Source organism: Holdemanella sp. DFI.5.55, from assembly GCF_020593575.1.
In the GTDB taxonomy this organism is placed as follows: Bacteria; Bacillota_I; Bacilli_A; order Erysipelotrichales; family Erysipelotrichaceae; genus Holdemanella; species Holdemanella hominis.
Genome location: NZ_JAJDMK010000074.1, coordinates 1 through 10824, shown reverse-complemented (window position 1 = coordinate 10824; position 10824 = coordinate 1). Strand labels below are relative to the sequence as shown.

The window sequence follows — 10824 nt, the reverse complement described above, 5'->3', positions numbered from 1 at the left end:
TACAATAATTTAAAGCCGGTATTTTCACATAACCCTACACTATTTTAGAGCGCCTTTTCTTGCTGTCTTTTTACGTATGTTCTATTCTTTTTCTTTTTTGCTCTCTTCAATCACTCTTGAAGCATAAGGTTCTGGCACTGGATCATATCGGTCCATTTCCATTGTATAAGTACCTAAACCAGTTGTCATACTTCTTAATTCAACACAATATCTAGACATATTTGCCATTGGAACTTGTGCATCAATTTCTTGATCTGAATCCACTGGAGTCATACCCATAATTGAACCTCTACGTTTATTCATATCACCAATTACAGCTCCTGTAAATTCATCTGGAACACGAATCTTAACATTCATGATTGGTTCTAATAAGATTGGACGAACTTTAGTCATCGCGTCTTTATAAGCTAAATGAGAAGCCATTTTAAATGCCATTTCACTTGAGTCAACATCATGATATTTACCATCTAATAATGTTGTCTTCACATTGACCATCTTATATCCTGCTAAAGGACCTTTTTGGCAGCATTCACGAAGTCCAGTTTCTACGGCCGGGAAATATTGTTTCGGAACAGCTCCACCAAATACTTTTTCTGCAAATACCATTTCTTCTTCATCTGGATTTGGACTAAATTCTACAAATACATGTCCAAATTGTCCATGTCCACCAGATTGTTTTTTATGACGACCTTCACCAACAGCTGTCTTTGTGATTGTTTCACGATATGTGATTTTTGGATCACTTAAAACAACTTCAGCTTTAAATTTAGAATTTAATTTATTTACAATGACATCTAAGTGTTGATCACCCACACCATAAATCACTGTTTCTTTTGTTTCTGGATTGTTTACAACTTTAAATGTTGGATCTTCTTCCTGTAAACGAGCAAGTCCATTTGATAAACGATCCTCGTCATTTTTAGTCTTAGGCACAACAGCTTGTCCATACATCGGTGTATCGAATGTGATTGGATCTGCCATCAACAATTTGCCTTTATCACACAATGTATCGTTTGTTCTAGTATTTTGTAGTTTTACTAAAGCACCAATATCTCCAGTAAACAATTTACCAGCTGCTGTCTGGTGTTTACCTTTAACGATATAGATTTGACTGATTTTTTCAGGTTTACCATTATTGGCATTCACAACTGTACTATCAGCTGCAAGTACACCACTCAATACTTTTACATAACTGATTCTTCCAACAAATGGGTCCATAATCGTTTTAAATACTTGTGCTGTTAAAACTTCTGTTTCACTTGTCAACAATTCAACTTTAACACCATTTGGAGTTGTAGCTGTGTACATACCTCTTTCTGAGTATGTTGGGAAATAATCAACGATTAAATCCATCAAACGTTGGATACCAATTGAATTGACTGCACTACCAGAATATACTGGACAAATTTCTCCATTACGTACACCAATACGCACACCACGTTTTAATTCTGCATCACTAAATTCTTCACCAGAGAAGAATTTTTCCATTAATTCATCATCGCCCATCGCAACCGCTTCGGCAATCTGATCTTTATAAAGAGCCACTTCTTCTTGCATAGATTCAGGCACTGGGCATGCTTTATCAGCTAATTCCGGACTATAATACCAGGCTTTATTTTTAATGATATTTACAGATCCGACGATTTTTCCATCTTCAACGATAGGAACCTCAAATGGAATAACACTCTTACCAAATTCTTCACGCAATGCTTGATAACTTGCATCAAAACTTGTGTGTTCTTCATCTAACTTATTGATAAAAAAAATTGTAGGCTTCTTTTCAGCTATAGCTTGTTTATAAGCCAATTTAGTTCCTGATTGTAAAGGATCTTTGGCATTAACTACGATTAAACTTGAATCACCTACCGCAAAACCACCTTGTTTTTCACCAACAAAGTCTAAATAGCCTGGTGTGTCAATGAAATTAATTTTACTATCTTCCCATTCAATTGGAACAATTGTTGTATAAACAGATAGTCCACGACGAATTTCTTCAACATCGAAATCGATCATTGAACTTCCTTCTGTTGTTTTACCAAAACGATCTGTTGCCTTTGTATAATATAACATAGCTTCTAGAACACTTGTTTTTCCAGCTCCACTATGTCCGATTACGCTTACGTTACGTACTTCAAAACTCTGATAATCTCTCATACGCTTAACCTCATCTTAAGATTGGCTCTAATTGAGCTCTACAGTGTTCACGAACATAATCTAATGCAACATTACCTTGTTTATCTGTCATATCTTTATCAGCGCCATATGCCAATAATTTTTCCACTAAACTTGGATATCCTCCATAAGCTGCACGCATCAATGCAGTTACACCATTATTATCAAATAAGTTTACATCTGCGTTTCTTTCAAGCAATAAGTGAATTGTGTCACGCTTAAACGCAATACAAGCTTCCATTAAAGCACTACGACCTACCTCATCTTGATCATTGATTTTTGCCCCAGCATCTAATAATACTTCAACACAACGATCTTGTCCTAATAAGCAAGCACGCATTAAAGCTGTACGTCCTCTGTCATCTTTGGCATTGACATCTGCACCTGCATCAATCAAAGCCTTTAAGATTGTTTTATTACCTTTTTTTGCAGCTGTCATTAAAGCTGTTTTCCCTTTATTATCTGAAATATTCACATCAGCCCCATTATCAAGTAAAACCTGCACAACATCTTTACGGTCACGCTTACTTGCACGCATCAATGCAGTACGGCCATCACCATTCTGGTAGTTTACGTCCGCTCCTGCTTTGATTTGAGAACAAACCATTGGGAAATCTCCATTCGCACATGCATCCCAAAATACCTTATTAAAATTCTGATCCATTTCAATCATCCTCCTCATCATTATTGCTCTTGAAATCACAGAAAAACTGGAATGATAGTTCACCCCAGTTTACATATGTACAAAGAAAAGATTGAAATTTTTATTTACTTTTACGCCTTGAACTTGATTCATCTCAATCACTCCTTTGTTTAACTGATTCCATTCTAACAAAGAAAATATTTAGTGCAAATCAAGTACCAACTTGGACAGAAAACCTACCAATTATGCCTTTTCACAAAATAATTCAATAGATTCATGAAGCGGACCTTCAATAAAAGCCACTCGAATTGGAGAAACTGGATTTGTTTTCATATCTACATTTTTAGGCTCCACACTCACTCTATAGCCAGCATTACGAACTTTTTCAACAAGTTCATCCACATGATCTGTCGCAAACGCAAAATCACGAATACATCCTTCCCCAACTGACTTTGTGCCATCCAAAAATATTTCAATACAACTATTAAAACAATCTAAATGAATGCCTGTATCCCACTTTCTCAATACGGGAAGTTCTAATAATTCATGATAGAAACAAATCATTTCATCATATTGTTCTTGGGTCTCACATTTAAATGCAACATGGTGAATTCCCTTAATCATGATTTCTTCTTTCTAACAAACTAAATGTCACTTGTCCTTTTTCTCTTTGGACATCCGTACAAACAACACGTACACGCATTCCCATTTGGAACACTTTACCATGCGTCTGTCCCTTTAAAGTCATTGTATCCTCATCATAATCGTAGAAGTCATTTGATAAAGTATGAACTGGAACAAGTCCTTCCACTGTATTATCCATTTCCACAAAGAAACCAAAACTCATCACACCAACAATTGTTCCTTCAAAAACTTGACCAATTCTTTTCTCCATGAACTGCGCCTTCTTATAGTCATTCACCATTCTTTCCATCATAATCGCATCTCTTTCTTTTTCAGAAATATGGAAAGCCTGTTTTTCGATTTTCTTTTCATCATTTGATGGTGTACGCTTTTGTTCATTAAAACAATATGCATGCAGCATACGGTGTACAACTAAGTCTGAATAACGACGAATTGGACTTGTAAAATGACAATACTCTTCAAGTGCCAAACCAAAATGTCCTAAACAATGCGCATCATAACGCGCCTTTTGCATAGAACGCAAAGCTACCATAGACAAGACTTCATATGAATTTTCATCTTGAATCGATTCTAAGAATTTTTGGATTTGGCTAGCATTTACTTCATCTGGATAGAAATCAAATGGAATACGTAAAGAATTCGCAACGGTACAGATTGTCGCCACTTTTTTAGGATCTGGATTTTCATGCACACGATACATGCTTGGAATTTTATTCACATGCATATGGTGAGCCACACAAACATTGGCTAAGATCATACATTCTTCAATCATTTGTTCGGCAAAACCGCGCTCTAAAACTGTTACATCTACAGGATAACCATTTTTATCCATAATGATCTTTGCTTCTTTGGTATTAAAATCAATACATCCACGATTGTGTGACTGTTTCTTTAATAATTTAGCTAAAGATTCTAGAGTAAACAATAAATCTTTAACTTCTGAATACTCTTCCAGTATAGTTTCATCTGCAGCTAAACATGCGTTTACCTTTTTATATGTGCAGCGCTTATCGGAATGAATCACACTCGGGAAGACATTATATGTTAATAGATTTCCCCTCTCATCCACTTGCATAGCACAAGTAATCGTTAAACGGTCTACACTTGGATTTAATGAACAAATACCGTTACTCAAATCAAATGGAAGCATAGGCACAACTCGATCACAAACATATATAGAGTTTCCTCGTAAATAGGCTTCTTGATCAAGGGCACTATTTTCTTTTACATAATGTGAAACATCGGCAATATGTACATACAATAAATATCCCTTTTCATTTTTCACAATCGATATCGCATCATCAAAATCCTTGGCGTCATCCCCATCAATTGTGACAGTTAATAGATTTCTTAAATCTTTACGATTTTCAAGTTCATCCTTTTGTACTTTTGCCGGGGTTCTTTTACACTCCTTTACAATTTTCCCATTAAATACCTGACGAACTTGGTTGCTCGTAAGCATAGCACTAATATCTACGCCTGCATCGTCTGGATGTCCTAAGACTTGGATAATCCTTACTTCTAGAGGATCTGCATACTTCACAATTTGGCATACAACTTTTGTACGTTTTTTAAAACTAAATTCTTTTTCATTGACTACACGAATTGAACAGTGTAAATCTAAATCGCTATAGAAGAATGTTTTCTTCTTTTTAAGAATCATAACTCCTGTAATATTTGTCAATCCATGATTAAACACTTTGATTAAAGACGGTTCTGGCTTTAATCGCACTAAAACTTCATCTTTATCAAAGATCTTCATCTTTTTATTTTTCGGAACATACACCTTATTATTTTCATTAAATACAGCAATTTCATATCTGGAAATATCTTTTGCACTTCCAGCCATAAAATGTATATCATCAATCAAATATAGGCTTGTATGATCGTTATAAATCAATTTTTCATCTTCTAATTCATTTAAAGACTTCACCATTTCTGTAAATTCTTTACTTGATTTAGGTCTTACTATTTTTTCTAAATCGCGTATTTTACATTCTTTTTTTTCTTCTAGATATTGAATGATCTTTTCTTTCATTTTTTCCTCCTTTAAAACAGAAAAAAGACCTTAACGGTCTTTTAATTACACAATCTGCAATGCGATTACAATCGCAAAGAACAAAATTCCACAAAACAAAGTTAAACGAGAGATAACTTTTTCAGGACCTCTTTCTTTTTGTACCGCAAACAAGTTCAAATCTCCACTTCCTGTAAAGGCAGCAGACAATCCGTCTGATTTACCACTTTGTAATAATGTCAATATAATAATAACACCAGATAATGTCATTAAAACCACGTTTAATATATCTTTCATTTTTTCATCACACCTTCTACGATATTTCGATTATACCAATAATTCAATAAAAATACTAGTCAAAATTATAGTCTACTAAATCCATCAACGTATTCACTACATGAGTTGGATAAATTTTTAGTCGTTCAATATCTTCCTTGTTGTGAACCCCCGTCTGTACAAGCACCGTTTCAATATTTTGTTCATACCCAAGTTTAATATCCGTTTCTAGATTATCACCAATTAATACAATTTCATCTTCTTTTAAGCCAAAATATTCTAAACACAAATCAAGAATCGCTCGATTTGGCTTACCAATACGAGGGGATTTTTGATTAGCTGCATATTCAAACATATCTACGACACTGCCATTACCAACTTCAAATCCACCTGGTTTTGCTAAAATACGATCATTATTTGTACCAATAATTTTGGCTCCATTTAAAATCAAAGATAGAGCTTTTGAGTAAGATGCATATGTGGCATCTTTATCCAATCCTATAAAGACAAAATCTGGATTTTCATCATCAATAATAAAACCTTCTTGATTCAATGCATCTTTCATGCCTTGTTTTCCAATGTAATAAGCTTTATTCCCTTCATAATGTTTCTTAACATATTGGCTAGCTGCCATGGCACTATTATAAAACATCTCTGGCTTAATATTTGTATATCCCATCTCTTCCATATGCTTTACATTTTCTTGTGGGGTACGCATCGAATTGTTTGTCAAAAAAATAAATGGAATGTCCATTTGGATACAATAATCTAAAAATTGATGAGCACTTTCAATAATCTGCGTCCCACGATACATTGTGCCATCTAAGTCAAATACTAAAGTTTTCATAATTCACCTAAAAAAAGAAAGTCTTAGTCGACTTTCTTTAAATCCATATATGGAATTTCTGTTGGTGTTTCACGACCAAATAAGATTAATAGAACTGTAGCTTCTTTCTTTTCTTCGTCCATAGCTTCAATAACACCTTCGGAGTTTTTGAAAGCTCCATTTGTGATTTCTACACGGTCTCCCACTTCAAAATCAACTTGAACATTTACATCCTGACGTCCTAGACGACGTAATACAGCATCAACTTCTTCTTGAGCTACTGGGAATGGTTTAGCACCCTTTCCGCTTGATCCAATAAATCCAGTTACACCTGGTGTATTACGTACAACATACCAAGCTTCATCTGTCATGATCATTTGCACTAATAAATAACCAGAGAATAGATTGTGTGTTTTTTCTACTGGTTTACCATTTTTATATTCAATTTCTTTTTCTTCAGCAACGACGATCTGGAACAAAGAATCTTCAAGACCCATAGTTTTTACACGACGTTCCAAGTTTTCTTTTACACGATTTTCTTGACCTGCATATGTATTTACTACATACCATTCTTTTTTTAACTCTGACATATTTTCCTCCCTATGCGCCAACGATCACTTTCACAAGACCGCTTGATAAAACCTCACAAACAAAGAAATACAAACCAAATAATACTGTAAATACGATTACCAAACCACTTGATGACATTAATTCTTTAAATGTTGGCCATTTAACAGTTTTTAATTCTTTGAACACTTTTGATGGTGAATATGTTCTTTCTTTTTTTTCTTTACTCATATGGATTCCTCACTTTGTTTCCTTATGCAAAGTATGCTTGCCACACTTTGGACAATACTTTTTAATTTCAAGACGTTGCGTGTTGGTCTTCTTATTCTTTGGGGTCGTATAATTTCTTGATAAACACTCTGTACACGTCAAAACAACTTTATCTGCCAATTCCTTCACGCTCCTTAACTCAATAAATGTACCATTTTATCCAGTCAACTGTCAATTGTCGTATACCACTTTTTTACCTTTTCAAACATAAAACTTACCTTTGAAGCACTTAAGCCAAGTTCTTCCGCTATATTTTTTAAAGTATAGCCCTCCATTCGATAGTCAATGATCTGTACATAATCTTTACCAAAAACACGGTTTATACGATTTTTTGTATATTCCCACATGAGTTTATCTAAAACAACATCATGAACTTCTAATGAATCGAACATGTTCACATCACCATAGTATAGTTTTGTATCCTCACGAATTCTTTGGTCTAAACTAATACAGGTTTGATTTGAGTAACACTGCTTTCTTATGCTATGACGCAAAATATCATAGGCCTTATTTTTAGTGCAACGCCTATAAAATCCTGAAAACGAAAGTGCACGATCCATTCGATATTCAAATATACAATGATACAACAATAAATCGGCATGACGATAGAATTCTTCTTTTTCGCAAAGAATTGTGTTTGCCTTTCGTACAAAGACATCCGCCCATATGTCCGTCACCATAGGTCTATAGTATTGAATCAAATTTTTCATTTCTGTAAAATCATTCATTTGAACCATGTATATACATTCATATATATTCATCTTTATCACCTAAATCCATTATAACGAGGCAATGTGAAAAAGACATTAAAAAAGCCGATTTTATAAAAAATCGACTTATTTGATTGGATTTCTTTGGTTGTATACCTCATACATCAAGACAGCTGCTGCAACACTCGCATTTAATGAAGTGATACTTCCGACCATTGGTAGATACACCATATAGTCACATTGTTTCTTTACAAGATTTGAAATACCCTGACCCTCAGATCCTATAACTAATACAGTTGGTGAATCATACATACCTTCACGATATTCTCTTGCATCCTTCATATCTGTACCAACAACCCAATATCCTTCTTGTTTCAAGTTTCTTAATGTCTGCGATAAATTCGTCACAATCGAAACAGGTACAGTATAAGCAGCTCCTGTACTTGCCTTAACAACCGTTGGAGTTAATCCACAACTATTGTGTTTCGTCAAGATGACACCATCAACACCCGTACAATCACAAGTTCTTAAAATAGCACCTACATTATGTGGATCTTGAACACCGTCCAAAGCCACTAATAATCCTGGCTTTTTAGCTCGTCTAACTAATTCTTCAATACTATATGTTTCAATTTCACTTACTTTTACCGCAACTCCATTATGATGTGTTGAATTCGCAATTTTATCTAATTTTGCACGATTACAATATTCTACCTTTAAATTTGATTTTTGAATCGATTTTAAAAGCTTTGCGTCTTTCAATCCCTGAAGTACATATACTTTTTCGATTGAATCCGGATCATTTTGAAGTGTAGAATACACATTTTTTCCATATACGATCATAGACTGTCCCCTATATCAATTATTCTATCTAGACAAACCTTAAGTCTATCCTGATGTCCATATAAATATAAATATCCCAACATAGATTCTAATGCAGTTGCTTCTAAGTATGTTTTGTGTGTCGCATTTTTAGCCTTTGAATGAATCGTCGCATTTCTTCCACGTGCAAGAATCGTTTTCTCATCCTCGGTAAAGAAATCTTCATCCATCATTGTATTCAACATAACAGATTGCCCTTTAGCACTACAAATTACAGCGTTTTTCTTCTGAAGAACATGGGCCTTGCGATACCCTAAACTTAGAAGGTGTTCGCGCACAGCCAAAGACATAACGGCATCACCAATCCATGCTAGACTTGTCGCATTTTCCGTTACAATTTCCATTACAGAATTCCTTTTTCAATCAATGCAGCACGAAGTGTATCCGCTGTTTCAAAATCTTTTTCTTTAACTGCACTTCTCCAGTTTTGATACATTTCTTTATCTTCATCACTCATTGTAATCTTATCAAATTCAATACCTAAAATATAAAGCATCTTTTCTAATGTATGTACTAAAACAGCTAAATTTTCAACATCGATTTCTCTTTGACGAACCGCCTGATTGATTTTTTTAACGACTTCATAAACAACACTGATCGCATTAGGTGTATTTAAATCATCATTTAATGCATCAATAAATGAAGTATACGTTTCATCAAATGCAGTTGTTTCTTTAGCATTTGATAAAGCAAGTTTTACACAAGCCTGTTTATAAGCAGCTGCAATCTTATCTAATTCTTTCTTTGAAGTTGAAAATGCTTCTTCGTTTAAGTTTAGTGGAGCGCGATAATGTGTAGAAATCATCAACCAACGAGTTAAGTTTCCTCCATGGTTTGCGATCAAGTCTTTAGCCCACCATACATTACCTAATGATTTTGACATCTTGATACCATTGATATTGATCATACCATTGTGTACCCAGATATTTGCCAAGTGTGTATCGTTGCATACTTCACATTGGGCAATCTCATTTTCGTGGTGAGGAAATTTTAAATCTAAACCACCACCATGGATATCAATCAATGTTTTCTTAAATACATCCTGTATCATAACCACACATTCTGTATGCCATCCTGGACGTCCTTTTGACCAAGGTGAATCCCATTTAATTCCTTCCGTTGTCTCTTTCCATAAAGTAAAATCTAATGGATTCTCCTTCTTTTCATTTTCATCAATACGAGCACCAACCATTAGATCATCAATACTTTGATGAGACAGTTCTCCATATTTTTTATCACTATTAACTCGGAAATAAACATCGCCTCCCACTTGATAAGCTGAACCATTTTTAACCATCTTATCAATAAATTCGATAATACGATTCATTGTTTCTGTAACGCGAGGTGCATAGGCTGGAAGATCTGCATGTAAGCCTTTACGTACATCGTTATAGGCAACAATAAATTTGTCAGTGATTTCCTTTTCAGTAACATTTTGTTCAATAGCCGTTTTAATGATCTTATCGTCTACATCTGTATAGTTTGAAGCAAAAGTCACTTCATAACCTTGTGCAGACAATGCTTTTTTTAATGTATCAAATACAACGATAGGACGAGCATTTCCAATATGTGGATAGTTATAGACCGTTGGTCCACATACGTACATGGAAATCTTTCCTGGTTCGATTGGTTTTAATTCTTCAATGGTTTGAGAATAACTATTATATAATTTCATAATAAAATGTCCTCCAATTCATATTTTTTATTATACAATACAAAACATGAAAAAAAAAGCTAACCAAATGGTCAGCCTACATGTAATGGATATTTAAATTCTTGTAGGGTCGAACATAGTCCTTAAATTTTTATAGGGTCG

General features: G+C 34.4%; 13 protein-coding genes. All 13 read right to left on the bottom strand.

Annotation, left to right across the window (positions count from 1 at the left end):
* Positions 1 to 81: 81 nt before the first annotated feature.
* On the bottom strand, positions 82 to 2154 hold the full coding sequence (gene fusA, locus LJE08_RS11495) for an elongation factor G (RefSeq protein WP_117925669.1): 2073 nt from the start codon (positions 2152 to 2154) through the stop codon (positions 82 to 84).
* Positions 2155 to 2164: 10 nt separating this feature from the next.
* On the bottom strand, positions 2165 to 2836 hold the full coding sequence (locus LJE08_RS11490) for an ankyrin repeat domain-containing protein (protein WP_117925670.1): 672 nt from the start codon (positions 2834 to 2836) through the stop codon (positions 2165 to 2167).
* 222 nt (positions 2837 to 3058) lie between these two features.
* Entirely contained in the window at positions 3059 to 3439 is a 381-nt protein-coding gene (locus tag LJE08_RS11485) for a VOC family protein (RefSeq protein WP_227403290.1), read from the bottom strand.
* Positions 3432 to 5498, bottom strand: coding sequence for a ribonuclease R (rnr, locus tag LJE08_RS11480; RefSeq protein WP_227403289.1), 2067 nt, complete (start codon positions 5496 to 5498; stop codon positions 3432 to 3434). Before rnr ends, LJE08_RS11485 begins: the two co-directional genes overlap by 8 nt.
* Positions 5499 to 5543: 45 nt before the next feature.
* The gene (gene secG, locus LJE08_RS11475; RefSeq protein WP_003866033.1) at positions 5544 to 5774 is read right to left on the bottom strand and encodes a preprotein translocase subunit SecG; all 231 of its coding nucleotides are present in this window, start codon (positions 5772 to 5774) and stop codon (positions 5544 to 5546) included.
* Positions 5775 to 5829: 55 nt separating this feature from the next.
* Entirely contained in the window at positions 5830 to 6600 is a 771-nt protein-coding gene (locus LJE08_RS11470; protein ID WP_227403288.1) for an HAD-IIA family hydrolase, read from the bottom strand.
* A gap of 23 nt (positions 6601 to 6623) precedes the next feature.
* On the bottom strand, positions 6624 to 7169 hold the full coding sequence (nusG, locus tag LJE08_RS11465) for a transcription termination/antitermination protein NusG (protein WP_117925674.1): 546 nt from the start codon (positions 7167 to 7169) through the stop codon (positions 6624 to 6626).
* A gap of 10 nt (positions 7170 to 7179) precedes the next feature.
* Positions 7180 to 7377 (bottom strand): preprotein translocase subunit SecE, encoded by a 198-nt coding sequence (gene secE / locus LJE08_RS11460; protein ID WP_117925675.1) that lies wholly within the window; start codon positions 7375 to 7377, stop codon positions 7180 to 7182.
* A gap of 9 nt (positions 7378 to 7386) precedes the next feature.
* A complete protein-coding gene (rpmG, locus tag LJE08_RS11455; protein ID WP_117571901.1) occupies positions 7387 to 7536 on the bottom strand; it encodes a 50S ribosomal protein L33 in 150 nt (49 codons plus the stop codon).
* A gap of 44 nt (positions 7537 to 7580) precedes the next feature.
* Entirely contained in the window at positions 7581 to 8177 is a 597-nt protein-coding gene (locus LJE08_RS11450) for a hypothetical protein (RefSeq protein WP_117925676.1), read from the bottom strand.
* A gap of 75 nt (positions 8178 to 8252) precedes the next feature.
* Positions 8253 to 8969 carry a 23S rRNA (guanosine(2251)-2'-O)-methyltransferase RlmB gene (gene rlmB / locus LJE08_RS11445; protein ID WP_117925677.1) on the bottom strand — a complete coding sequence of 239 codons (717 nt, stop codon included), beginning with the start codon at positions 8967 to 8969 and terminating at the stop codon, positions 8253 to 8255.
* Positions 8966 to 9352: a Mini-ribonuclease 3 gene (locus LJE08_RS11440; protein WP_217256124.1), complete on the bottom strand. Its 387-nt coding sequence runs from the start codon at positions 9350 to 9352 to the stop codon at positions 8966 to 8968. Before LJE08_RS11440 ends, rlmB begins: the two co-directional genes overlap by 4 nt.
* Complete coding sequence (gene cysS / locus LJE08_RS11435) at positions 9352 to 10683, bottom strand: cysteine--tRNA ligase (RefSeq protein WP_227403287.1); 1332 nt, start codon at positions 10681 to 10683, stop codon at positions 9352 to 9354. Before cysS ends, LJE08_RS11440 begins: the two co-directional genes overlap by 1 nt.
* Between the last annotated feature and the right edge of the window lie 141 nt (positions 10684 to 10824).

What these genes read in the sequence shown, in the direction of transcription:
- fusA (WP_117925669.1), bottom strand. Translation starts at nt 2,154, where the DNA reads ATGAGAGATTATCAGAGTTTTGAAGTACGTAACGTAAGCGTAATCGGA.
- LJE08_RS11490 (WP_117925670.1), bottom strand. Translation starts at nt 2,836, where the DNA reads ATGGATCAGAATTTTAATAAGGTATTTTGGGATGCATGTGCGAATGGA.
- LJE08_RS11485 (WP_227403290.1), bottom strand. Translation starts at nt 3,439, where the DNA reads ATGATTAAGGGAATTCACCATGTTGCATTTAAATGTGAGACCCAAGAA.
- rnr (WP_227403289.1), bottom strand. Translation starts at nt 5,498, where the DNA reads ATGAAAGAAAAGATCATTCAATATCTAGAAGAAAAAAAAGAATGTAAA.
- secG (WP_003866033.1), bottom strand. Translation starts at nt 5,774, where the DNA reads ATGAAAGATATATTAAACGTGGTTTTAATGACATTATCTGGTGTTATT.
- LJE08_RS11470 (WP_227403288.1), bottom strand. Translation starts at nt 6,600, where the DNA reads ATGAAAACTTTAGTATTTGACTTAGATGGCACAATGTATCGTGGGACG.
- nusG (WP_117925674.1), bottom strand. Translation starts at nt 7,169, where the DNA reads ATGTCAGAGTTAAAAAAAGAATGGTATGTAGTAAATACATATGCAGGT.
- secE (WP_117925675.1), bottom strand. Translation starts at nt 7,377, where the DNA reads ATGAGTAAAGAAAAAAAAGAAAGAACATATTCACCATCAAAAGTGTTC.
- LJE08_RS11450 (WP_117925676.1), bottom strand. Translation starts at nt 8,177, where the DNA reads ATGAATATATATGAATGTATATACATGGTTCAAATGAATGATTTTACA.
- rlmB (WP_117925677.1), bottom strand. Translation starts at nt 8,969, where the DNA reads ATGATCGTATATGGAAAAAATGTGTATTCTACACTTCAAAATGATCCG.
- LJE08_RS11440 (WP_217256124.1), bottom strand. Translation starts at nt 9,352, where the DNA reads ATGGAAATTGTAACGGAAAATGCGACAAGTCTAGCATGGATTGGTGAT.
- cysS (WP_227403287.1), bottom strand. Translation starts at nt 10,683, where the DNA reads ATGAAATTATATAATAGTTATTCTCAAACCATTGAAGAATTAAAACCA.